Below are 24,196 nucleotides of genomic sequence, written 5' to 3'. Positions count from 1 at the left end.
TACCTCATCAAGAAATTGGTCAACCCTATCTACTTCTATTATACGATATTGGTTTACTATCATCAAGAAACCGCTTTATTTTTTTAGCTTTTTATGGTATGATAAACAAAATATCTAGGGGAAAACAAATGACCAACGAATTTTTACATTTTGAAAAAATCAGCCGCCAGACTTGGCAATCGTTACATCGAAAGACAACACCTCCTTTGACAGAAGAGGAATTAGAATCCATCAAGAGTTTTAATGACCAGATTAGCTTGCAGGATGTTACCGATGTCTATCTCCCCCTAGCCCATCTCATCCAGATTTACAAGCGTACCAAGGATGATTTGGCCTTTTCAAAAGGGATTTTCCTTCAACGTGAAAGCAAATCCCAGCCTTTTATCATTGGGGTTTCTGGGAGTGTTGCCGTTGGAAAATCCACAACCAGTCGCCTACTTCAAATCTTACTGTCCCGTACGCTTACAGATGCTAGGGTTGAGTTGGTAACAACCGATGGCTTTCTCTATCCCAACCAGACCTTGATTGAGCAAGGGATTCTAAATCGTAAGGGATTTCCTGAAAGCTATGATATGGAAGCTCTTCTCAACTTCCTGGATCACATCAAAAATGGACAAGATGTAGATATTCCTGTCTATTCTCATGAAGTCTACGACATCGTACCTGAGGAAAAGCAGAGCGTCAAAGCTGCTGATTTTGTCATTGTTGAGGGAATAAATGTCTTTCAAAATCCACAAAATGAGCGTCTCTACATTACTGACTTCTTTGACTTTTCCATCTATGTTGATGCTGCAGTCGATGACATCGAGAGTTGGTATCTAGACCGTTTCTTGAAAATGCTGAGCCTAGCCCAAAACGACCCTGATAGCTACTATTATCGTTTTACACAAATGCCGATTGGGGAAGTGGAATCCTTTGCCCATCAGGTCTGGACCAGTATCAATCTCACAAATCTACAAAATTATATTGAACCGACCAGAAATCGTGCGGAAGTGATTCTTCATAAAACAAAGAACCATGAAATCGATGAAATTTACTTAAAAAAATAATTTTCCCTTGTCAAAACGTAAGTTTTCAGATATAATGGTATAGTTAGTAAATATGGAGGTAAGAACATTGGCAAACATTAAATCAGCTATCAAACGTGCTGAATTGAACGTTAAACAAAACGAAAAGAACTCAGCTCAAAAATCAGCTATGCGTACTGCTATCAAAGCTTTCGAAGCAAACCCATCTGAAGAACTTTTCCGTGCTGCTAGCTCAGCTATCGATAAAGCAGAAACTAAAGGTTTGATTCACAAAAACAAAGCAAGCCGCGATAAAGCTCGTCTTTCAGCTAAACTTGCTAAATAAGAAACAGTCCATGAGGCTGTTTTTTTGTCCCCAAATAGGAAAAGGTAGAAAATGAAAATCGCAATCATCGGATATTCTGGTGCTGGTAAGTCAACTCTAGCTGAAAAGTTATCTCTCTACTACTCAATCCCAAAACTTCACATGGACACACTCCAATTTCAACCCGGTTGGCAAGACAGTGACCAAGAATGGATGTTGACCGAGATGAAAAGCTTTCTCACCAAGCATGAAGCTTGGATCACTGATGGGAATTATTCTTGGTGCTATTACGAAGAAAGAATGCAGGAAGCTGACCAAATCATCTTTCTTAATTTTTCGCCATTGACCTGTCTCTTTCGAGCTTTTAAGCGTTATTTCAAATACCGAGGCAAGGTCAGAGAAAGTATGGCAGCTGGTTGTCAAGAACAATTTAATTGGGAATTTATCAGATGGATTCTCTGGGATGGACGGAGCAAATCCGCTAAAGAACGCTACAAGTGGGTTCAAGAAACCTATCCAGATAAAGTTGTTATCCTTAGGTCTCAAAAGGAGATAGATTACTTTATAAAGACTCACGAAAACAAGAAGAAAAACCAACATGGATAATGTTAGTACTATTTGGAAGACAAATCCCCTTTTTGGAGCTATTTTCTCAAAATATTTTCTTCATTATTTACCAATCTATCCTATCTAAAACTCTGAATTCTATAGAAATGAAAAGGGACATTCACTGTCCCTTTTATCAATTTTTAGATTTTGAATATACAATAATAACAATCGCTAGGCCTCAAATCCTCTTTACTCATTTGGAATAAGTATAAGGGAAGACGGATATTATATTTAGCTTTCATAAATAATAGGTAATGGAATGATTGTTATAACCTTAATCTGAAAAAATAAAGGTTTCAGCTACTAAAAATGTGCAAGAAAAGCTTGATTTCATAAACTTTATCAGCTTCGTTGCTATAACCTCGTCCCCAGTCATACCTAGCCCCAAGTAATTTCCAATTGATAGCTGGCAAAGGGATATCCCTCTTGGTTTTGTAGTTGATAGTCTAAATGAATCTTTTGCCCATCAACTTCATAACGACTGGTTTGGATAATAAACTCCTGCATGCCCATGGGTGTAGGAATATAGGCCAAACTATCACTATCCTTTAGAAAGCGCATAATGGTCTTGGGATTGGAAAATCGGCTCATCACCAACTCTTGACCATGAAATTTAATCACTACTTTTTCCTTTTCCTCATTATAGAAAAGCAGGTAGCTATAATCTCCCTTTTCATGCACTTCCACATCATAAAGCTGATCAATCACTTCCAACTGCTCATCAAACTGAATCGTATTTCGCATCCGAATCTTCACATCAGGTCCTCTTTCTTATCTCTTGTCCTACTATTTTACCAAAAACTCTAGCTTTTTGCTATAATGGTCATATGAACGAAAAAGTATTCCGTGACCCCGTTCACAACTACATCCATGTCAATAATCAAATCATCTATGACTTGATTAATACAAAAGAATTTCAGCGTTTGCGTCGTATCAAACAACTGGGAACTTCCAGTTATACCTTCCACGGCGGGGAACACAGCCGCTTTTCCCACTGCTTGGGGGTCTATGAAATTGCACGACGAATCACGGAGATTTTTGAAGAAAAATATCCAGACGAATGGAATCCTTCTGAGTCTCTCTTGACCATGACCGCTGCCCTCCTACATGACCTTGGGCATGGTGCCTACTCGCATACTTTTGAACATCTCTTTGATACAGACCATGAAGCTATTACTCAAGAGATTATCCAAAGTCCTGAGACAGAAATTCACCAAGTCCTGCTACAAGTAGCGCCAGATTTTCCAGGAAAGGTGGCCAGTGTCATTGACCACACCTATTCTAACAAGCAGGTCGTGCAACTCATTTCCAGTCAGATTGACGCAGATCGCATGGACTATCTCTTGCGCGACTCCTATTTTACTGGAGCTTCCTATGGGGAATTTGACCTGACTCGCATCCTCCGAGTCATTCGTCCTGTCGCAAATGGTATCGCCTTTCAGCGCAATGGCATGCATGCTATCGAAGACTACGTCCTCAGTCGTTACCAGATGTATATGCAGGTCTATTTCCACCCAGCAACACGCGCCATGGAAGTTCTCCTACAGAATCTTCTCAAACGCGCCAAGGAACTCTATCCTAAAGACAAAGATTTCTTTTCACGAACTTCTCCACACCTCCTGCCTTTCTTTGAAAAAAATGTGACCTTGACTGACTATCTGGCTCTAGATGATGGTGTGATGAATACTTACTTCCAACTCTGGATGACCAGTCCTGACAAGATTCTTGCAGACCTGTCGCAACGCTTTGTCAACCGCAAGGTCTTTAAATCCATTACCTTTTCACAAGAAGACCAAGACCAACTTGCTAGCATGAGAAAATTGGTTGAGGACATCGGCTTTGATCCCGACTACTATACTGCTATTCATAAGAATTTTGACCTCCCTTATGATATCTATCGTCCCGAATCTGAAAATCCACGGACACAGATTGAGATTTTACAAAAAAATGGAGAACTGGCCGAACTCTCTAGCCTGTCTCCTATCGTCCAATCCCTTGCTGGCAGTCGCCACGGAGATAATCGTTTTTATTTTCCGAAAGAAATGTTGGACCAAAACAGCATCTTCGCAAGCATTACCCAGCAATTTTTACACTTGATTGAGAACGATCATTTTACCCCAAATAAAAACTAGAAGAGGAAATTTATGAGTATTAAACTAATCGCCGTCGATATCGATGGAACCCTAGTCAACAGCCAAAAGGAAATCACTCCTGAAGTCTTTTCTGCCATCCAAGATGCCAAAGAAGCTGGTGTCAAAGTCGTGATTGCAACTGGCCGTCCCATCGCAGGTGTTGCCAAACTTCTAGACGACTTGCAGTTGAGAGACGAGGGTGACTATGTTGTGACCTTCAACGGTGCCCTTGTCCAAGAAACTGCTACAGGAAATGAGATTATCAGTGAATCCTTGACCTATGAGGATTATCTGGATATGGAATTCCTCAGTCGCAAGCTAGGTGTCCACATGCACGCTATTACAAAGGACGGTATCTATACTGCCAATCGTAATATCGGAAAATATACAGTGCACGAATCAACCCTCGTCAGCATGCCTATTTTCTATCGTACACCTGAAGAAATGTCTGGCAAGGAAATCGTCAAATGTATGTTCATCGATGAACCAGAAATTCTCGATGCTGCGATTGAAAAGATACCAGCCGAATTTTACGAGCGCTACTCCATCAACAAATCTGCTCCTTTCTACCTCGAACTCCTTAAAAAGAATGTAGACAAGGGTTCAGCCATCACTCACCTAGCTGAAAAACTAGGATTGACCAAAGATCAAACCATGGCTATCGGTGACGAAGAAAATGACCGCGCCATGCTGGAAGTCGTTGGAAACCCTGTTGTCATGGAAAATGGAAATCCAAAAATCAAAAAAATCGCCAAATACATCACTAAATCTAACGATGAATCCGGCGTTGCCCATGCTATCCGTACATGGGTACTGTAAAAGGGTATGAATAGACGAAAACCGCTCGGCTGAGCGGTTTTTAGTATGAATATATCACAATGAGAATAAATCAAGAAATTGAATGGCTGTTATATCAAATGGAGACTTTATCACTCTGGTAATTCTACCTCCAAGCTCATATCCGAAAGTACAGCGAATCACTTCCTTTAGTCAAACATATAACTGAACAACATTGTTTATCTTCCTGCACTTTCATATTTTTTCAATCCTTTTCTAAAAATTGTACGACTGATAATAATCAAAAAAACTGTAAAAACTATTTGATAGAAAAATAGGTTCAATGTATCTTTCCCTAAAAATATTAATACTGCAGGATTGGCAATTAATAAATTGGGAACAAATAACATAGTGATCAATCTGTTAATACCTGTAAAAATATTATATGGATACTTAGAAATTCCAATATAATTCAAAAATACATCTACTTTTGAAAATTTAGTTGGGAACCAAAATGAACTAATCGTTATTAGAAACCAAATTGAATAATATATAATACAACCACACATTAAAGAAAGGATATAAAATAATATTTTTAATGAATTTAAATGTACATTTAAATTTCCATAACTTATAAAAATGATCGCAAGACCAAAAAAAGTATTCACGAATTGAACTAAATTAAATGATCTAAAAATATAGAACAACTGAGTATCAAACGGCCTCAATAAAATTTGATCCAAGTTACCACTCAAAATATCTGATTCTAAAATTCCCATACTTCTAATTAACAATCCCATCATAACTCCATCTACAATAGTGTAGGAACCTACCAAAAATAAAATTTGATAATAGTCCCAACCATTAAAAGAGTCTATGTTTAAGAAAATCAATCTAAAAAATACAATAGGTAAACCAATCCACAGTATCGACGAAAATAGACCACAAAAGAAGTCAAAATAAAAATTCATATCAGATTTAAAACCAAAATGAAGTAGCCTAAAAATTACTTTTATTCTAAACATTTTATCCTCCCACATTTGAGAAGTGCTCCACTCCTTTTCTCAATATGAATCTTGATATAATATAAAAAATGATGCACCAAATCAATTGAATACAAATAATTCTCAAATAGTCTATTAATTTATATGTATCATTACTAAACATCTGAAGCGGTTCATATACTAAGTATTTAAAAGGTAATACATCTAAAAACAGACGAAAATTATTTGAAAAAAAACTTAAAGGCAATAATATTCCTGATAAAAACTGAATTACTATTTCTTTAACAGTAAGGACAAAAAATATATTTTCTAACCAAAAAGAAAGCATACCTACACAACATGATATTAAAAACCATAGAACCATAGATAGAATAATTGCAATACTTCCTAAAATAAGAATTTCAATGGTTAATAACTCATTCTTGTAATAAACACTGGAGAATAAAATGACAGGAATGATGATAAATAATAAATGAGCAAGCCTATCTCCAAGCATTTTACAAAAATAATACTTATAAAAAGTAACAGGTTTTATTAATATGCTAAAAAAATTTCCTGAATGAACATCGTCATTGATTTCCCAATCAACTGGATAAAAAACAAAATATGAAAAAATTATAGTCCCCAAATAGTATTGAACCATTGAGGTAAAATCATATCCTGCTATATTTATCTGGTTACTCTGATATATATACGTCCATAAAAATACTGATATCATAATTTGTATACTTGCCTGTAACATTAACAATAGTACACTTGATTTATAGTTCAAAATAGATCGAAATGATATCAGAATAATAGACATTTCTTTTTTCAATTGTGCTCCTTTTTTGTAAAATAGTTTTGTAAAATAATTTCTTCTAAAGAAAGATTTGATATTTCAAAATCTTCTATATCTACAAGCTTATTGATTGATTCTAATGTCTCAAAGACAAAATCTCTAGGTATTTTTAGTATACATTCCGATTTTGTTTGAGAAATGACTACTACTCCTTTAACAGAGCATAACTCTGGTACAAAATCTAATGTCATTTTTATCTTTAAATATTTAAAATCAGAAAATTTAGATAAAATAACATCCATTGACTCCTGCAAAATAATTTTTCCTTTGTCAATGACGATTAATTCGTCACAAACAGACGAAATATCATCCATATCATGACTCGTTAAAATAATAGTAGTATGACATTCTTCATTCATTTTCTTTAAAAATGTTCTGATATCTTTTTTAGACTGTATATCTAACCCTATAGTAGGCTCGTCTAAAAATAATATTTCCGGACTTGTTAAAGATGCCGCGATAAACTCCATTTTCATTTTTTGTCCAAGAGAGAGGGTCCGGACCTGCTGGTAAAGCTGATCTTTTACATTCAACAAATTGCTTAATTCCTGAATTCGTTCTTGTAAAATCGCCGGTTCTACCTCATATAAAGTACCAATCAATTGAAAATAATCCATAGCCGAAACATCTTGAAATAACTGTAATTTATTTCCTACTACTATTGAAATTTTTTTTCTAAAATTTATACTTCTTTTAAATGGAATTTCTCCATTCACTTCTAATTTTCCGGAACTAGGATAAAGAGTCCCAGTCAACATTTTAATCGTTGTGGATTTACCAGCTCCATTACTCCCAATAAAGCCAACTATACTCCCTCTCTTAATCGTAAAACTAATATCTTGAACAGCTCGAATCGTTATTTGATTACGTTTCAAAAATCTCTTGATAAATGGGAGTCTTGAATCAAAATTATAAAAATTTTTAGATAAATTCTGAGCATTAATAACTATTTCACTCATATATCTCTCCTTTCGATAAAATATATTTACTTGTACTTTTTCCATACTTTACCAAAATGCTAAAGATTGAGCTAAAATCTTCGGGATGGGTAAAATAATAGATGTTAAATATATGTCTTCGTGTACTTCTGTTATTAAATCAATAATCCTCTGACTACTCTTAGAAGATATCAAAAATTCCGACCACAACGTTTCTTATTGATTTTATAACGGTTATAGTAATCATACATTTAAAGATTCAAATTCCATAATCCATTCCTTGCTATTCATAAATTACCTCCATTTTTTATAGTCAGTCTAATATCTACAATTTTCTATATAATATTATTGTATCATTATTTTATATATTCGTATATAAATAAGACAATATTCCTCATAACTAATTTACATTAAACAGAGATAAATCAGTCAAAAATTAATTATTTAACTAACATAGCGAGCATAAATAACTTATACCTATAAAGACTTACTCCTATGATCTACTTAACCTCATAATCATCAAAATCAAAACAAATATTTAGTCAAATTTTGGTCACACTTTGGTCAAAAATTCCAAAAATACTAAGTTATTTTAAATATTCTCCTTTTTTGTTAAAATTTCACCAGTTTCAGCATATAAAGGTAAATTATATCTTCTTACTTTTTTCCAAAACAGCAACAGCCTTATCAGAATATAAAACCATAGCTTCAATCCTCTTTTACATCATCTTCAATATCTAGTTTCACTTCAAAAGGAATACTTCTAGTTAAAACACATTGCTTCAAAAATAACTTTACAGCAGTTGTCATATCTAAACCTAATTCATTAAAAATTGCAGTTGCTTCTTTTTTTAAATCATCATCAACTCTAACAGCAATTTGTGGCATAGTATTTTCTCCTTTTTATTCTGTATGTCTATTGTATCACTTCCAGACAGACAAATTCAAATTTTTATACATATTAAATACAAAATAAAATAGACCAGCTTCCTGATCTACTTTATTCTATATTCATAAAAATCAAAACAAATTTTTGGTCAAATTTTGGTCAACGTTTGGTCAAAAAAACAAAATATACTATACTATTTTAAAAAACTAAATTGTGATGATTGCCTATAAATAAAGACTTTGAATATTCTTTATGTTTCTTTACGCTTCTTAAAATGCCCCCTGCAGGAATCGAACCTGCAACTACTCCTTAGGAGGGAGTTGTTATATCCATTGAACTAAGGGAGCTAGATAAAAACTCTGCTGAAAAAGCAGAGTTTTTTAGTCGAATTAACGACGGATTTCTTTGATACGAGCTGCTTTACCTTGAAGAGCACGCAAGTAGTACAATTTCGCACGACGTACTTTACCGTAACGAACAACTTCGATCTTTTCAACACGTGGAGTGTGGATTGGGAAGATACGCTCAACACCTACACCGTTAGAGATTTTACGAACTGTGTAGTTTTCTGAGATGCCAGCACCTTTACGTGCGATAACAACACCTTCAAAAATCTGGATACGTTCACGGTTACCTTCGACAACTTTCGCGTGTACACGAACAGTGTCACCAGGACGGAATGATGGGATATCTGTACGAAGTTGACCTTCAGTCAAGCTTTGGATTAATGGATTCATTTTATTCTCCTATCTTTGTCAATCTTGAGGAATCTTCCTCAGCGGATAAACTGTATTTTTGTGCGTCCATTACACACAAGATACAGTTTACCAAATTTCCACAAAAAAGTAAAGAAATTTATAGCAGAATTCCTAAAAAAATCGCAACCAAACCACCTAGGTAGGTCAAAGTCAAGTAAGAATAAAAAACCTTCCTATCACTTAACAGTCTTTGGAGTTCGTCATTCAAGGTCGAAAAAGTTGTTAAACCGCCACAAAAGCCAGTTGCTAAAATAGCATAGACTTCCTTGGATTCCACATGATTATAGAATAATCCAATCAAAAAACAACCTAGAAGATTGGCTATGAGCGTTCCGAGGGGCAATTTAGATGCTTGATTATAGCGGGAAAAGAAATACCGTACGAGCGCTCCTAAGCCACAAGCAATTGCAAGATAGACGATTACCATTTCTTCCTCCCTAGAAAATATGCCAAGAATAGGCCTCCACCAATGCTCAAAATCAAATACATGATCAAACTAAGATAACGCCCTGTATCCAGTAGTTTCACAGCATCAAGCATGAGACTGGAAAAAGTTGTCAGACCCCCACAAAAACCAGTCCCCAGTGCTAAAACCAAGCCCTTACTAGTCCCCTTATAAACCAGATAACCCTTAACAAGATAAACCAAGCAGAAAATGCCTAGATAGTTGACAAGAAGGGTTCCCCAAGGAAAATCTGGACTGGCTGGTAACCAAGTGGAAACCAGGTAACGAACCAGTCCACCCAACATGGAAGCTAGAAAAATCCCTAGCGGATAAAATTGTTCTTTTTTCATTTGATGTTTTGATCCTGATAATCACGCGAACGTTTGAGTATGTCCGAAAACGTTGCGACAATAGTCTCCTGATAACGCTTGTCCTCTACACGACTTCTAACCTTTTCAAAAATAATTGCTTCTCTCTTGGTATCTAAAATCGGTTTACCTGAAGCCTTCTTATAAGCGACAACCCCTTCAACTAAGTGCATTCGTTCTTCTAAGAGCTTGACGATTTGGTCGTCGATTTGATCAATTTCTTGACGAATAATATCTAAATCCATACAGTCTCCTCCTTTATTTGAATTATTGTATCAAAAAGCCACCAAATAGGCTAGTAAAATCCCAACTCTCGATAAGAAAAATGCACTGATTGATTACATCAGCGCACTTTTATACTTATCCTACTTTAGCAGCCAATTCTTCTGCGAATTGTTCCAAGCGTTCAATATCTTCTTCCTCGGCAGAAAGATCAACTTTAACACATTCTGAACCTTTTTCTGCTCCTGTCGCTACAAAAACGCGGTCAAAGTCATCGACAGCCTTACAGAATTCATCGTAGAAGGTATCTCCTGAGCCGACCACTCCGTAGATTTTACCATTCAAGTTGAGATCTGCTAGGTCTTCGTAGAAGTCCATCATCTCATCTGGCAATTCTCCATCACCATAAGTATAGGTCGCAACGATAGCGATGTCTGCTTCCAAAAAGTCTGAAGCGTCAACAGTTGTACATTCATCAACATCGACATCCAAGCCCAAGTCACGTAATTTGTCTGCTACAATATCTGCAATTTCTTCGGTATTACCTGTCATACTGGCAAATACAATTTTTGCTAATGCCATATCGTCCTCCTCAATTTATCTTTCTCCATTATATCACATCTTTTTCATTTTAAAAATAAAAATTCTTGTGCTACAATGAAATGAGAAAGAATTGAGGTTATTTATGGAAATTTGCCATCAAATTTTAGAAAAAATCAAAGAATACGATACGATTATCATTCATCGTCATATGAAACCAGACCCTGATGCCTTGGGAAGTCAGGTGGGATTGAAAGCTCTTCTCAAACATCATTTCCCAGAAAAAACCATCAAAGCAGTTGGTTTTGATGAACCAACTCTTACTTGGATGGCTGAAATGGATCTTGTTGAAGATAGTGTCTACCAAGGTGCACTTGTCATCGTCTGTGATACGGCGAATACTGCTCGTATCGATGATAAGCGCTATCGTCAAGGTGATTTTCTCATTAAAATTGATCACCATCCAAATGATGATGTATACGGTGACCTATCTTGGGTAGATACTAGTTCAAGTAGCGCTAGTGAGATGATTACCCTATTTGCCCAAACAACCCAACTGGCCTTATCAGATTGTGCTGCTGAGTTGCTCTTTGCAGGAATTATTGGTGATACAGGTCGATTCCTCTACCCTTCTACCACTGCACGGACCCTACGCATTGCTGCGTCTCTGAGAGAACATAAGTTTGACTTTTCGGCTCTTACTCGCAAAATGGACACTATGAGCTACAAAATTGCTAAACTTCAAGGCTACATCTACGACCATCTGGAAGTGGATGAAAATGGTGCAGCTCGCGTTATCCTGAGTCAAGAAGTCTTGAAACAATTCAATGTGACCGATGCGGAAACTGCAGCTATTGTCGGTGCACCTGGACGCATTGACAGTGTGAGTCTCTGGGGAATTTTTGTGGAGCAGGCTGATGGCCACTACCGCGTTCGCTTACGCAGTAAAATTCATCCTATCAATGAAGTTGCCAAAGAACATGATGGTGGAGGCCACCCTCTAGCAAGTGGTGCTAATTCCTATAGCCTAGAGGAAAACGAAATCATCTACCAAAAGTTAAAAAACTTGCTTAAAAACTGATAAAATACTTGCCAAACTTTTCAGAATCTGATAGACTAGTATGGTAACAATCTATGGCTCGCAAAGAGACCATGGCAGAAAGGAAATATTGCAAAATGAAAAAAGATATCCATCCAGAATATCGCCCAGTTGTCTTCATGGACACAACTACTGGTTACCAATTCCTTAGCGGTTCAACAAAACGCTCTAACGAAACAGTTGAGTTCGAAGGCGAAACTTACCCATTGATCCGTGTGGAAATTTCATCAGACTCACACCCATTCTACACTGGACGTCAAAAGTTCACTCAAGCAGATGGACGCGTGGATCGTTTCAACAAAAAATACGGTCTCAAATAATCAACCGCATTTATTGCTTAAAAACGTTGATACAAAGCCTTTTCCAAGAAATTGGATTTGGCTTTTTTTATTTTTAGTACCGTTTTTGGTACCGTCTTGGAAAACTAACCTTTTGCACTATCCAGGCAATCTACAAATTTTGTGATAGCTTTCTTCTCCCCTACTACTGTAGAATGGCTATAAGTATCCAAGGTCAACTGACTACTTGCATGCCCTAACCTTTTGGCTGCGTTAACAGGATCTACACACGTTTCAATCATCAAGATAGCATGAGTATGTCTGAAGCCATGAGGAGTTATATTCTTCAAGTCATTTTTCCTGATAATGGGCTATTGATAGTGCGGCAGCTGACAACCAACTGTCCTGTTAGGTACTGCATAGCGAGGGTTTCAATCATCATTTTTTCAATTTTTGTCCAGAGAAAATCTCTTGTGAATAGGCAATTAGAAGGCGTGGAAGTGACAATCTTCAAAGGTATTCACTACTTTTTCAATAGTAAAAACGAGATGGTCTTGTGGCAAGAAAGAACTGATTTCTAGTGATAAAGTTGTTTGATTTGTGTTATAATGAATATGCATGGGATAGCCTTTCTAAATGGTTTATTGAGCAATTCTATTTTACCAAGACTATCGCAACCATGCAAAAAAGCAACGGCAAATCCGTTGCTTTTTTGAAGATAAGAGACTATTGGCCCAGTCTATTTTTCTTGATTAAAATCTATATCTAGTATATAATCAATCTATAACGTATAGATTGGAGATATATCATGGCTATAACATTATCAAAACAATACAATTTTAAACTAAATGAAGCTACTATGGAACAAGCTCGAAATATTATCAAGGAAAAGGGAATGACAATGACAGATGCTATTTCTTTATTTGTGGAGCAAATAGTCCTGGAGCAAGATTTGCCTATTAAGACGGCCGAAGATCTACACAGAGAACAGTTGATTAAGGAATTACAAGCCCAATCTGAACGTGCCTTGAGAGAATACGAGGCAGGTGAAGGTACTTCTCTAAACAATATGAGGGTACGCTATGGCTTATAACGTGATTTCTTCAAAAGAGGTCGAGGAAGCTATCGACAATATACACGACTATATAGCTACGGTACTTCTATCACCTCAATCTGCCAAAAATACTGTGGTTAAAATTTTAGACAGCTTAAAAAGTTTAGAAATTTTTCCTGAAGCAGGTTTTGACGCTGATGAGAAAATCGGAATAAAAATTAACAGCAAGTATTCAACACGAGGAAAAATTATTGACCAATATGTTTTGCTTTACTTCATCGATCAAAAACGAAACACTGTTTTTTTATCTCACTTATTCCACACTAAAAGTGACTATGTCACTTTGCTACAAAAAGACAATAACAAACAGCTCAACTGATTGAGACAACTTTCATTATTTTATAAGCTCCGAAATTTTAATTTTTGGCTCCGTCTTATTTTAACAATGCTGTATATATATAATATTTTATAGCTACATCCCCTTTAGAAACATTGATTTAATAACTATTTAAACACTATAGAGTATATATATTTAAAATACGGTCTCAAATAATGATAAAAAGACAGCTTCGGCTGTTCTTTTTTGTTTCTTATTTTTATAAACCAACCACTGCTATTATTTCTTTATCAATCTTCAAGATGATGCCGAGACCTGATTTAAATAGATTTAAAAAATGTCGAAAAGAAGCTTGACATTGGGAATGGTCAAGATGATTGAAACTACGTAGCCTAGGATTGTGTTCCACTTGACATTGGTAAATTCTCCCATCACTGACTTCTTAGAGGTCAGATAAATTAAGGGAAAAATAGAGAATGGAAGAGAGACCTTTTTGTAAGAAGACATCAGAATATTCACTTTCTAACCTTGTCTTTACCTATTTTATTAATGGATTTTGAAAGAAATGTTGAAAATAGTTTTCTATTTCCAATTTATTCTTATTACATCACATTTTGAAATGATTCTTAAGGAAAGTATGATAGTTGAAATAAGCAACACCAGTATTTCAAAAGCCAGCGTCAGAAAACGCTGGCTTTAAAAATGTGAAAAATTTTTCTCAACTAGATTGCTTCTGTAACAAAACTACGGCTTTCCAATACTTTGAGCATGGCGTTAGCTGTATCTATGGCTGTGAAGAGGGGCACTCCGTGTTCAATAGCTGAACGGCGAATCTGCTCACCATCTTCGTCTGCAGTTCGTTTTGTTCCAACTGTGTTAATGATAGCTTGAACTCTTCCTTTGCGGACAAAACTTGGGATATCTTTATCGTCATCACCAATCTTACCAACAGGTTGAGCTTGTAATCCATGACTAGCAAAGAAGACTGCTGTCCCTTCTGTCGCGAGGATTCCATAGCCAATATTTTGGAAACGACGAGCCAAGGCCAAGGCTTCTTCTTTTGCATCATCAGCGATGGTAAATACAACGTTACCAAAAGTTGGCAAGTGTAAGTAAGAAGCTTCAAAGGCTTTATAGAGGGCTTTCTCCAAAGTCGTATCAGAACCCATAACTTCCCCTGTTGACTTCATTTCAGGACCAAGCAAGCTATCCACTTTCGCTAACTTTGTGAAGGAGAAGACTGGTGCTTTAATATGAACGCGAGTGCTTTCAGGGTAAAGACCATCTTGGTAGCCAAGTTCTGATAAACTTTGACCAAGAATAAGCTTGGTTGCTACCTGAGCCATAGGAATATTGGTCACCTTAGAAAGGAATGGAACCGTACGGCTAGCACGTGGATTAACCTCAATAACATAGACTTTCTCATCCTTAATAACAAACTGGATGTTCATCATTCCAAGGCAGTTAAGACCGATTGCTAAGCGTTTCGTGTAGTCAGCGATGGTTTCTTGCACCTTTTGCGACAAGGTTTGTGGTGGGTAAACAGCCATTGAGTCACCTGAGTGGACACCAGCACGTTCGATATGTTCCATGATACCAGGGATGAGGACATTTTCCCCGTCTGAAATGGCATCAACTTCGCACTCTTGCCCAACGATGTATGAGTCAACAAGCACTGGGTGGTCTGGACTAGCTTTAACCGCTGTACGCATGTAAGAACGGAGATCTTCCTCATTTTCCACGATTTCCATGGCACGTCCACCCAAGACATAAGATGGGCGAACGAGGACTGGGAATCCAATCTTACGAGCTGCAAGCACTGCTTCTTCTTCATTGGTAGCCGTTTGTCCTGGTGGCTGTGGAATATCCAAATCTTTAAGAGCTTGCTCGAAGAGGTCGCGGTCTTCGGCTCGGTCTAGGTCAGCGACTTGCGTTCCCAAAATGGTCACACCTGCTTTTGCCAATGGCTCCGCAAGGTTGATGGCTGTCTGACCACCGAATTGAACGATAACCCCTTTTGGTTGCTCCAAGTCAATGACGTTCATAACATCTTCGAATGTCAATGGTTCAAAGTAGAGCTTGTCAGATACCGAGAAGTCTGTAGAAACGGTCTCTGGGTTTGAGTTCATGATGATAGCTTCGTATCCAGCAGCTTGAATCGCCTTAACCGAATGAACAGTTGCATAGTCAAACTCGACCCCTTGACCGATACGGATTGGGCCAGAACCCAGAACTAGAACGGATTCCTTATCAGACTTGATAGACTCATTTTCCCAACCATAGGTTGAATAGAAATATGGAGTTTCAGAGTCGAACTCTGCCGCACAGGTATCAACCATTTTGTAGACTGGGATAATCTTGTTTTCTAAACGAAGTTGGCGAACTTGGTCAGCTGTAGTATTCCAGAGTTCAGCAATCTTACGGTCTGAAAATCCATTCAATTTTGCAGTTTTCAAAACTTCAAAATCTTGTGGATGGGCACCCAACTCCTGCTCAATTTCAAAGATATGTAGGAGTTTATCAAGATAAAAGATATCGATTTTTGTAAGCTCTGCAATTTCTTCTGGTGTGTAGCCACGACGAATGGCTTCTGATACATAGAAAAGACGATCATCTTGGGCTTTGACAACTTTTTCAATCAAGGCATCATCAGAAACTGATGCAAGTTCAGTCATTTCATTGTGGTGAACGCCAATTTCAAGTGAACGACAAGCTTTAAGAAGCGACTCTTCGATGTTACGACCAATCGCCATGACTTCTCCAGTCGCCTTCATCTGGGTACCAAGACGGCGTTCACCTTTTTCAAACTTGTCAAATGGGAAACGAGGAATCTTGGCAACCACGTAGTCAAGGGCAGGCTCAAACATGGCATAGGTTGAACCTGTAACTGGGTTAATAACCTCATCCAAGGTCAAACCTACTGCAATCTTAACAGCTAATTTTGCAATCGGATACCCTGTCGCCTTAGATGCCAGGGCTGACGAACGCGATACACGAGGGTTTACTTCGATAACATAGTACTTAAAACTGTGTGGGTCAAGGGCCAGCTGAACATTACATCCACCTTCAATCTTAAGGGCACGAATAATGCTCAAGCTTGCGTCACGAAGCATTTGGTTTTCATAGTCTGACATGGTTTGGGCAGGGGCAAATACAATGGAATCCCCTGTGTGAATCCCAACTGGGTCAAAGTTTTCCATGTTACAAACAACCAAAGCATTGTCAGCTGAGTCACGCATCACTTCGTATTCGATTTCCTTGAAACCTGCGATTGAACGCTCAATCAAACATTGGGTAACAGGTGACAACTTCAAACCATTTTCAGCGATTTCACGCAATTCTTCCTCGTTGGCACACATACCACCCCCAGTACCACCAAGTGTGAAAGCTGGACGGACAATAACTGGGTAACCGATTGTCGCTGCAAAGGCAACTGCTTCTTCTACTGTGTTGACAATTTCAGACTCTGGAATTGGTTGATTCAATTCCTCCATCAATTGTTTAAAGAGGTCACGGTCCTCCGCTTGGTCAATAGCAGATAATTTAGTTCCCAGAAGTTCGACACCGAGCTCATCAAGAATACCGTTTTTAGACAACTCCATGGCCATGTTGAGTCCTGTTTGCCCACCAAGAGTTGGAAGCAAGGCATCTGGACGCTCCTTACGGAGGATACGAGTCACAAACTCAAGTGTAATCGGTTCGATGTAAACCTTGTCAGCAATTTCTTTGTCCGTCATGATGGTTGCAGGATTTGAGTTAACCAAAACAACCTCATACCCTTCCTCTTTCAACGACAAGCAAGCCTGGGTCCCAGCATAGTCAAACTCAGCAGCCTGACCAATAATAATCGGACCAGAACCAATCACCATAATTTTTTGAATATCAGTACGTTTAGGCATAGTTTATGATACAAAGCCCGTAAAGAACACAATGAAAATAGGAAACTCGGTGTAGACATCTTTAGCGTCAAGACGATGTTTATCTTTTTCACACAGTTCTTCGGGCGTGTTCACTTCCGCGAACAATGTATCTTCTCCTTTCTATTCGTCGCCTCACAGAGCGACATTAAATAAGATACAAAGGACGAATAGAAAGCGATTGAATTTTAGGAAACCAAGGAAGGATTGACAATCCAAGTTGGTTTCTCTAAATTCCGAGCTTTCCGTCCGTGTTCAGTTACATAAATTCTCCGACGAGCTTTTACTCGTTCTTAGTTTGATTGTTTAAAAGCTTCCATCATCTCGATAAACTCGTCAAATAGGTAGCTTGCGTCGTGTGGACCAGGTGCTGCGTCTGGGTGGTACTGAACAGAGAAAGCAGGCTGATATCTGTGACGCACACCTTCAACTGACTTGTCATTGATTTCTTCGTGGGTGATAATCAAGTGTTCTGGCAAATCCTCACGGCTGACTGCATAACCATGGTTCTGACTTGTAAAATCCACACGTCCTGTAGCAATTTCACGTACCGCATGGTTAAATCCACGGTGACCAAACTTCATCTTGTAGGTCTTAGCACCATTTGCCATTGCAAAGAGTTGGTGCCCCATACAGATACCAAAGATTGGAATTTTTCCTTGCACACCACGAATCATATCCAGTGCCTGTGGAACATCTTCTGGGTTACCTGGACCGTTTGACAACATCACTCCGTCAGGATTAAGATGAAGAATTTCTTCTGCCGTTGTCGTGTATGGAACCACGGTCACATTACAGTTGCGCTTAGAAAGTTCACGTAGGATTGAGTGCTTGAGACCAAAGTCCACTAACACTACGCTCAAACCAACTCCTGGAGCTGGATAGGATGTTTTAGTAGAAACCTGCTTAATATTGTCTGTCGGCAATACTGTTGCTTGGAGCTGGTCCGTCACATGATCCATGCTGTCCCCAACATGGGTCAAGGTTGCACGCATGGTACCATGCTTACGAATAATCTTGGTAAGTGCACGCGTATCAATCCCTGAAATACCAGGAATTTTCTTGGCTTTCAAAAATTCATCCAGCGTCATTTGGTTACGCCAGTTGCTAGCTCTACGTGCCTCTTCGAAAACAACGACTCCCTTACAAGTTGGAATAATGGATTCGTAATCATCACGGTTGATTCCATAATTTCCCACCAAAGGATAAGTAAAGGTCAAGATTTGTCCATTATAAGACTGGTCTGTAATGGATTCTTGGTAGCCGGTCATCCCTGTGTTAAAGACGATTTCGCCTGTTACATCAATATCTGCTCCGAAGGCCTTACCTTCAAAAACTGTGCCATCTTCTAATACTAGAAGTCTTTTTGTCATATTTTCACCTCTCGTGGACGCTCACTGGCGTCTTTTAACGTCTTGTGTTTTAGTTGGCGTTTCTACTCGCCAATACGGATTCTAAAATTGCCATTCGAACAAAGACACCGTTGGTCATTTGTTGGACAATGCGTGATTTTGGTGCTTCAACCAAGTGATCTGCGATTTCTACATCACGGTTGACTGGAGCTGGGTGCATAAGGATTGCTGTTTCTTTCAAACGGTCATAACGTTCTTGAGTCAAGCCATGTTGGGCATGGTAGTCTTCTTTTGAAAAGACAGCTCCACTATCATGGCGTTCATGTTGCACACGGAGAAACATCATGACATCCACCTGATCAATGATTTCATCAATAGTTACAAACTGTCCATAGTCTGCAAACTCTTGACTTCTCCATTCCTCAGGTCCAGCAAAGTAAAGTTCAGCTCCCAAGCGTTTCAAAATCTGCATATTGGATTTAGCAACGCGTGAGTGGTCCAAGTCACCTGCAATAGCAACCTTAAGACCCTCAAAGTGACCAAATTCCTCATAAATAGTCATCAAATCAAGCAAGCTCTGGCTAGGGTGTTGGCCCGAACCATCTCCACCATTGATGATGGAAGTCGTAATCGTGGGACTAGCAATCAACTCTCTGTAGTAGTCAACCTCTGGGTGGCGAATCACACAGACATCCACTCCTAGTGCAGATAGGGTCAGGATAGTATCATAAAGTGTTTCACCCTTATTGACCGAACTAGTCTTCACATCAAAGTCAAGTCGTTCCAATCCCAGTTTAATTTCTGCCACTTCAAAGGACTTATGCGTCCGTGTAGAATCCTCAAAGAAAAGATTGGAAACAATCGGATGGTCCTCGTAGGGAAGCTGAGCTCCATTTTTAAACTCAATTCCTCGCTTGATCAATTTCATCACTTGATCGACAGTGAGATCTTCCATGGACACCACATGGTTCAATGCTTGTTGATTTTCTGACATGGCTACTCCTTTAGCTTTCTAAGCTTCTTCAGTAATCAGAACTCTATCTTGGCCATCAAGTTCTGCCATCTCTACGATGATTTCTTCAGAACGACTAGTTGGGATATTTTTTCCAACGTAATCTGGACGGATTGGCAATTCTCTATGTCCACGATCGACTAGAACTGCTAAACTCACACGCGCAGGACGACCATGACCGACAATATTATCAATAGCAGCACGGATAGTACGGCCTGTATAAAGCACATCGTCCACCAAGATAACTTCACGGTCTGTCACATCAACAGAAACTAAAGAAGTATCTTCTCCACTTTTAACATCATCACGGAAAGGTTTCGTATCCAATTCTACAACCGGAACTGAAAGATTTTCTAGTTGCTCCAAACGTTCTTGGATTCGGTGGGCGATAAATACACCACGAGTTTTAATACCAGCCAAGACGATTTTATTCAAATCTTTGTTGCGTTCGATAATCTCATATGTAATACGCGTAATCGCTCGTTTGACGGTTAATTCGTCTACAACTTCTTTTGTCTTCATGACAAACCTCCAAAAAGAAAAGTCTCCTTAAACAAGGAGACTTGAAATGTATAGCTAAGTAAGCCCTACTGCAAACAGTATAGACTTCACCCTTCTACTTTATCGCGCTCCTTGCCTGCCTCACGGGACAGGTTTAAAGGAATATTTAGTTATCAAATACTATAGCACAAAGCATGCTTAAAATCAAGCAAAAACTTTTGAGCACCCATCTTATAAATTGCTAAAATCATATAACTGTGGGTACTGGTCACACTCTGGATTTTTAGGATGGCAAATGGCTCGTCCAAAATAAATCATAGCCTGATGAGCTGCTAACCACTGCTCCGGTGGCAAGATATCCATGACCCTCTTTTCTACCTCAAGTGGTGTCGCTGATTTTTTGACGATATCGTGGTGTTTGCAAATACGCTCCACATGAGTATCTACTGCAAAGGCTGGAATTCCAAAGCCCACACTCATGACAACATTGGCTGTCTTGCGACCAACACCTGCCAAACTCTCCAATTCCTCACGTGTCTGAGGGACTTGGCCATCAAAATCATCTAGTAACTGTTGGGCACATTTTTTTAGGAATTTAGCCTTATTTCGATACAATCCCAGGCGAGAAATGTGTGAAGCAATCTCACCCTCCGTCGCCACAGACATGGCTTGTGGCGTTGGAAAGGCAGCAAAGAGACTTGGTGTAGCCTTATTTACCGCTGCATCCGTTGTCTGGGCTGATAACATGACCGCAACCAAGAGTTCAAAATGATTGGTAAAATCGAGACTGGGCTTGGCATCTGGAAAAAGAGCAATGATTTCTTCCAGCACTTTTCGTGCTCGTTTTTTTGACAAGACCATTATTCGTCTCCATCAAATAGTCCTTGTAGGTCAGCAAAAGGACTGTTTTCTTCTTTCTTAACCGCTTGTTGGGCTTGGTATTCTTCTTCTGTCATGATTTGCCAGTCATTTCCTGACACAAATCCTTGACCAGCCTCTTCTTCAGCCGTCAAGACCTTAATAGGAATATTTAGTAGGATATTGTCTGATACGCTCTCAGCAAGGTCAAGTTCTCCATTTTCGATAGGCAAGACCAAATCATCGTCTAAAACTTCCTGATCTAGTTGGTTAGTTGCGCCTTCCATGAAAACTTCCGTTACTGGATAAGATTCAACTAACTCAACTGGCTCCATACTGCGACTTGAAGCAAGAACAATGGTATAAGATAGTTGATAGTCTAAGAAATACATACGGTCTTCGTACTGTACTTTTCCAACTGCAAGGATATCTTTTACATCTAAAATTTCTTGATTACGTGCACGCAGGTCTGCGGCTAGGTCTAACGTTTGTTCAAAATGCAAGCCTTCAGGTTGCTTACGAATTTCTTGAATATTTAATTTCATACTTCCTCCATAAAGATTTACTCTCTTGATTATACCACGAAAAGGCTACAAATCAGCCCACCAAACTTTATAATTAAAATTCATTTTTTAACATATTTACTATGACATTTTTGTTTTTTAGTGCTATACTATAGGCAATAATACATCAGAGCAAGGAGGATGCTCACATGGAAAACAAAGAACTCATTGCTAATGCAACCCAACTCCTATCCGAGTTAAATAAAAGTTTCCAAAGCTGCAAACAGGGTACGGCAGATGATATTCGACTGCAAGAGCTGCTAAATACTACTCTGCAAGAGCTCAAAAAAGCGGAAAAGTTGAACAACAGTATCTTAATCGATCTTGAGAAATTTTACCAACGTACCAGTCTTCTGATAGGCCTCGGTAGCCTAAAACTCAACGATCAAGCACGCACTGCTTGGCGAAACTATGACAAGTTCCATTACGAGCATGTCAAACACGTACTAACTCTTTATGGACCTGTTTTCGGATTTTAGAGATTAGAATTGTCGGTTTTCTGTTGACAAAATATCCTGAAAGGTATAGTATAGAGATACTAATACTCGGAGGTAAGGGAGACATGAACAACTAAGTCTATCAAATAAAGAACCTTTATTTAGTAGATCTTGTTTTTGTCTCTTTTTGTGTGCTCTTTTTGTACTAGATTTTCTAGTACTTTATCATCTATGAAAATCAAAAAACTAGAAAGCTATGCTCCTCTTGGGTTGGGTTAGGCAACTCCAAGCTAGTTTGACGAGTTTTTCAACGAGGATAATAGAGTTTTGACAGTGACTTTGGGCTCTACTAGATAAAGTAGAGCTTTTTGTTATGCACTATCGACATTCTAGAAAGGGCAACAATATGATAAAAATCAATCATCTAACCATCACTCAAAACAAAGATCTACGAGATCTTGTATCTGACCTAACCATGACTATCCAAGACGGGGAAAAAGTTGCTATTATTGGTGAAGAAGGAAATGGCAAATCAACCTTGCTTAAAACTTTAATGGGGGAAGCTTTGCCTGATTTCACTATCAGGGGAGACATTCAGTATGATTATCAGTCACTGGCCTATATTCCTCAAAAACTTCCCGAGGAGCTGAAAAAGAAAACTCTACACGACTACTTCTTTTTAGATTCTCTTGATTTAGACTACAGTATCCTCTATCGTTTGGCTGAGGAATTGCATTTTGATGGCGATCGCTTCGCTAGCAACCAAGAGATTGGCAGTCTATCAGGGGGCGAAGCTTTGAAAATTCAGCTCATCCATGAGTTAGCCAAACCCTTTGAGATTCTATTTTTAGATGAACCTTCAAATGACCTAGACCTTGAGACGGTTGATTGGCTAAAAAGACAGATACAGAAGATGAGGCAAACCGTTATTTTCATTTCCCATGATGAAGACTTTCTTTCTGAAACGGCTGATACTATTGTCCACTTGCGACTGTTCAAGCACCGTAAAGAAGCGGAAACACTAGTAGAGCATTTAGACTATGATTGCTATAGTGAGCAGAGAAAGGCTAATTTTGCCAAACAAAGCAAGCAAGCTGCTAACGACCAAAGAGCCTACGATAAAACCATGGAAAAACATCGACGAGTCAAGCAAAATGTAGAAACTGCGCTTCGAGCTACTAAAGACAGTACTGCCGGTCGCCTATTGGCTAAAAAGATGAAAACTGTCCTCTCACAAGAAAAACGCTACGAAAAAGCAGCTCAGTCCATGACACAAAAGCCACTTGAAGAGGAACAAATCCAACTTTTCTTTTCAGACATCCAACCATTACCGACTTCTAAAGTCTTAATCCAGCTGGAAAAGGAAAGTTTGTCCATTAGAGAGCGTGTTTTAGCGCAAGAACTACAACTAACTGTCCGTGGCCAAGAAAAAATCGGTATCATTGGGCCAAATGGTATTGGAAAATCGACTCTGCTAGCCAAATTACAGCAACTTCTGAATGATAAAAGAGAGATTTCCCTTGGTTTTATGCCACAAGATTACCACAAAAAACTGCAATTGGATTTATCACCAATAGCCTACCTCAGCAAAACTGGAGAAAAAGAGGAACTACAGAAAATCCAATCTCACTTAGCCAGTCTCAATTTCAGTTATCCAGAAATGCAGCATCAAATTCGCTCCTTATCTGGCGGACAACAGGGAAAACTCCTGCTTTTGGATTTAGTCTTGCGCAAACCAAACTTTCTCCTGCTGGATGAACCAACACGAAACTTTTCACCCACTTCTCAACCCGAAATTAGAAAACTCTTTGCCACTTATCCAGGCGGTCTCATCACTGTTTCGCATGACAGGCGTTTCTTACAAGAAGTTTGTACGACCATCTATCGCTTGACAGAGCTTGGTTTGGAGGTAGTTAATTTAGAAGATTTATAA

General features: G+C 38.5%; 27 protein-coding genes, 1 tRNA gene and 3 pseudogenes. 11 read left to right on the top strand and 20 right to left on the bottom strand.

Annotated features, from left to right (window positions below; genetic code table 11):
- Positions 1–128 precede the first annotated feature (128 nt).
- From coaA to B7696_RS08420, 3 genes are all read left to right on the top strand, one after another.
- Complete coding sequence (gene coaA, locus B7696_RS08430) at positions 129–1,049, top strand: type I pantothenate kinase (protein ID WP_020902939.1); 921 nt, start codon at positions 129–131, stop codon at positions 1,047–1,049.
- A gap of 67 nt (positions 1,050–1,116) precedes the next feature.
- Positions 1,117–1,353: a 30S ribosomal protein S20 gene (rpsT, locus tag B7696_RS08425; protein WP_001274000.1), complete on the top strand. Its 237-nt coding sequence runs from the start codon at positions 1,117–1,119 to the stop codon at positions 1,351–1,353.
- A 51-nt stretch (positions 1,354–1,404) separates the two neighbouring features.
- Entirely contained in the window at positions 1,405–1,938 is a 534-nt protein-coding gene (locus B7696_RS08420; protein WP_084863185.1) for a DNA topology modulation protein, read from the top strand.
- Positions 1,939–2,319: 381 nt separating this feature from the next.
- Here B7696_RS08420 and B7696_RS08415 read toward each other — a convergent pair whose 3' ends face one another.
- Positions 2,320–2,697 (bottom strand): YwiB family protein, encoded by a 378-nt coding sequence (locus tag B7696_RS08415; protein ID WP_080709993.1) that lies wholly within the window; start codon positions 2,695–2,697, stop codon positions 2,320–2,322.
- Between the two features lie 71 nt (positions 2,698–2,768).
- On the opposite strand from B7696_RS08415, the gene B7696_RS08410 reads away from it, so the two are divergent.
- On the top strand, positions 2,769–4,073 hold the full coding sequence (locus tag B7696_RS08410; RefSeq protein WP_084863183.1) for an HD domain-containing protein: 1,305 nt from the start codon (positions 2,769–2,771) through the stop codon (positions 4,071–4,073).
- 12 nt (positions 4,074–4,085) lie between these two features.
- On the top strand, positions 4,086–4,892 hold the full coding sequence (gene yidA / locus B7696_RS08405; RefSeq protein ID WP_084863181.1) for a sugar-phosphatase: 807 nt from the start codon (positions 4,086–4,088) through the stop codon (positions 4,890–4,892).
- A 197-nt stretch (positions 4,893–5,089) separates the two neighbouring features.
- Here yidA and B7696_RS08400 read toward each other — a convergent pair whose 3' ends face one another.
- The 10 genes from B7696_RS08400 to B7696_RS08350 form a co-directional block, all read right to left on the bottom strand.
- On the bottom strand, positions 5,090–5,875 hold the full coding sequence (locus B7696_RS08400) for an ABC transporter permease (RefSeq protein ID WP_084863522.1): 786 nt from the start codon (positions 5,873–5,875) through the stop codon (positions 5,090–5,092).
- Between the two features lies 1 nt (position 5,876).
- Positions 5,877–6,671 (bottom strand): ABC transporter permease, encoded by a 795-nt coding sequence (locus tag B7696_RS08395; protein ID WP_003013825.1) that lies wholly within the window; start codon positions 6,669–6,671, stop codon positions 5,877–5,879.
- On the bottom strand, positions 6,668–7,654 hold the full coding sequence (locus B7696_RS08390; protein WP_084863178.1) for an ABC transporter ATP-binding protein: 987 nt from the start codon (positions 7,652–7,654) through the stop codon (positions 6,668–6,670). Before B7696_RS08390 ends, B7696_RS08395 begins: the two co-directional genes overlap by 4 nt.
- 687 nt (positions 7,655–8,341) lie before the next feature.
- Positions 8,342–8,521: a type II toxin-antitoxin system RelB/DinJ family antitoxin gene (locus B7696_RS08380; RefSeq protein WP_084863177.1), complete on the bottom strand. Its 180-nt coding sequence runs from the start codon at positions 8,519–8,521 to the stop codon at positions 8,342–8,344.
- A gap of 276 nt (positions 8,522–8,797) precedes the next feature.
- Positions 8,798–8,869: transfer RNA gene (locus B7696_RS08375), tRNA-Arg, on the bottom strand.
- Positions 8,870–8,911: 42 nt separating this feature from the next.
- A complete protein-coding gene (gene rplS, locus B7696_RS08370) occupies positions 8,912–9,259 on the bottom strand; it encodes a 50S ribosomal protein L19 (protein ID WP_001068669.1) in 348 nt (115 codons plus the stop codon).
- Between the two features lie 118 nt (positions 9,260–9,377).
- Positions 9,378–9,707, bottom strand: a complete 330-nt coding sequence (crcB, locus tag B7696_RS08365; RefSeq protein WP_049510845.1) for a fluoride efflux transporter CrcB — start codon at positions 9,705–9,707, stop codon at positions 9,378–9,380.
- Positions 9,701–10,075: a fluoride efflux transporter CrcB gene (gene crcB, locus B7696_RS08360; protein WP_049510844.1), complete on the bottom strand. Its 375-nt coding sequence runs from the start codon at positions 10,073–10,075 to the stop codon at positions 9,701–9,703. Before crcB (B7696_RS08360) ends, crcB (B7696_RS08365) begins: the two co-directional genes overlap by 7 nt.
- On the bottom strand, positions 10,072–10,338 hold the full coding sequence (locus tag B7696_RS08355) for a chorismate mutase (RefSeq protein ID WP_020902342.1): 267 nt from the start codon (positions 10,336–10,338) through the stop codon (positions 10,072–10,074). The genes crcB (B7696_RS08360) and B7696_RS08355 overlap by 4 nt, the downstream gene beginning before the upstream one ends.
- Positions 10,339–10,453: 115 nt before the next feature.
- Complete coding sequence (locus tag B7696_RS08350; RefSeq protein ID WP_001162125.1) at positions 10,454–10,897, bottom strand: flavodoxin; 444 nt, start codon at positions 10,895–10,897, stop codon at positions 10,454–10,456.
- Between the two features lie 103 nt (positions 10,898–11,000).
- Here B7696_RS08350 and B7696_RS08345 point away from each other — a divergent pair, with 103 nt between their 5' ends.
- On the top strand, positions 11,001–11,936 hold the full coding sequence (locus B7696_RS08345; protein ID WP_084863175.1) for a DHH family phosphoesterase: 936 nt from the start codon (positions 11,001–11,003) through the stop codon (positions 11,934–11,936).
- A gap of 95 nt (positions 11,937–12,031) precedes the next feature.
- Positions 12,032–12,274 (top strand): type B 50S ribosomal protein L31, encoded by a 243-nt coding sequence (locus B7696_RS08340; RefSeq protein WP_000710764.1) that lies wholly within the window; start codon positions 12,032–12,034, stop codon positions 12,272–12,274.
- A 104-nt stretch (positions 12,275–12,378) separates the two neighbouring features.
- Here B7696_RS08340 and B7696_RS08335 read toward each other — a convergent pair.
- Both B7696_RS08335 and B7696_RS10705 read right to left on the bottom strand, forming a co-directional pair.
- Positions 12,379–12,600, bottom strand: a pseudogene (locus tag B7696_RS08335) (tyrosine-type recombinase/integrase); the annotation flags it as partial.
- Between the two features lie 5 nt (positions 12,601–12,605).
- Positions 12,606–12,852 (bottom strand): annotated as a pseudogene (locus tag B7696_RS10705) (transposase); the annotation flags it as partial.
- A gap of 188 nt (positions 12,853–13,040) precedes the next feature.
- Here B7696_RS10705 and relB point away from each other — a divergent pair.
- Entirely contained in the window at positions 13,041–13,325 is a 285-nt protein-coding gene (gene relB / locus B7696_RS08320; protein WP_049487667.1) for a type II toxin-antitoxin system RelB/ParD family antitoxin, read from the top strand.
- Positions 13,315–13,665 carry a type II toxin-antitoxin system RelE/ParE family toxin gene (locus tag B7696_RS08315; RefSeq protein WP_084863171.1) on the top strand — a complete coding sequence of 117 codons (351 nt, stop codon included), beginning with the start codon at positions 13,315–13,317 and terminating at the stop codon, positions 13,663–13,665. Before relB ends, B7696_RS08315 begins: the two co-directional genes overlap by 11 nt.
- A gap of 288 nt (positions 13,666–13,953) precedes the next feature.
- Here B7696_RS08315 and B7696_RS10235 read toward each other — a convergent pair.
- From B7696_RS10235 to B7696_RS08285, 7 genes and pseudogenes are all read right to left on the bottom strand, one after another.
- Positions 13,954–14,109, bottom strand: a pseudogene (locus B7696_RS10235) (Nramp family divalent metal transporter); the annotation flags it as partial.
- Between the two features lie 236 nt (positions 14,110–14,345).
- Positions 14,346–17,522 (bottom strand): carbamoyl-phosphate synthase large subunit, encoded by a 3,177-nt coding sequence (gene carB, locus B7696_RS08310; protein ID WP_084863169.1) that lies wholly within the window; start codon positions 17,520–17,522, stop codon positions 14,346–14,348.
- A gap of 311 nt (positions 17,523–17,833) precedes the next feature.
- Positions 17,834–18,913 carry a carbamoyl phosphate synthase small subunit gene (locus B7696_RS08305; protein WP_050278219.1) on the bottom strand — a complete coding sequence of 360 codons (1,080 nt, stop codon included), beginning with the start codon at positions 18,911–18,913 and terminating at the stop codon, positions 17,834–17,836.
- Between the two features lie 49 nt (positions 18,914–18,962).
- Positions 18,963–19,886: an aspartate carbamoyltransferase catalytic subunit gene (locus tag B7696_RS08300; RefSeq protein ID WP_004260121.1), complete on the bottom strand. Its 924-nt coding sequence runs from the start codon at positions 19,884–19,886 to the stop codon at positions 18,963–18,965.
- 18 nt (positions 19,887–19,904) lie between these two features.
- Positions 19,905–20,426, bottom strand: a complete 522-nt coding sequence (gene pyrR, locus B7696_RS08295) for a bifunctional pyr operon transcriptional regulator/uracil phosphoribosyltransferase PyrR (protein WP_000850023.1) — start codon at positions 20,424–20,426, stop codon at positions 19,905–19,907.
- A 210-nt stretch (positions 20,427–20,636) separates the two neighbouring features.
- A complete protein-coding gene (gene nth / locus B7696_RS08290; RefSeq protein ID WP_084863167.1) occupies positions 20,637–21,266 on the bottom strand; it encodes an endonuclease III in 630 nt (209 codons plus the stop codon).
- Positions 21,266–21,808, bottom strand: a complete 543-nt coding sequence (locus B7696_RS08285) for a YceD family protein (protein WP_084863166.1) — start codon at positions 21,806–21,808, stop codon at positions 21,266–21,268. Before B7696_RS08285 ends, nth begins: the two co-directional genes overlap by 1 nt.
- Before the next feature lie 167 nt (positions 21,809–21,975).
- Between B7696_RS08285 and B7696_RS08280 the strand changes: the two genes are divergently transcribed.
- On the top strand, positions 21,976–22,305 hold the full coding sequence (locus B7696_RS08280) for a helicase BlpT (protein WP_084863164.1): 330 nt from the start codon (positions 21,976–21,978) through the stop codon (positions 22,303–22,305).
- Positions 22,306–22,636: 331 nt separating this feature from the next.
- Positions 22,637–24,196: an ATP-binding cassette domain-containing protein gene (locus B7696_RS08275; RefSeq protein ID WP_084863162.1), complete on the top strand. Its 1,560-nt coding sequence runs from the start codon at positions 22,637–22,639 to the stop codon at positions 24,194–24,196.

The sequence above is a fragment of the Streptococcus mitis genome (assembly GCF_002096815.1).
Classification (GTDB): domain Bacteria; phylum Bacillota; class Bacilli; order Lactobacillales; family Streptococcaceae; genus Streptococcus; species Streptococcus mitis_AD.
Note: the sequence above shows the minus strand (reverse complement) of the source record. Positions and strands in the feature narration are given on the sequence as shown.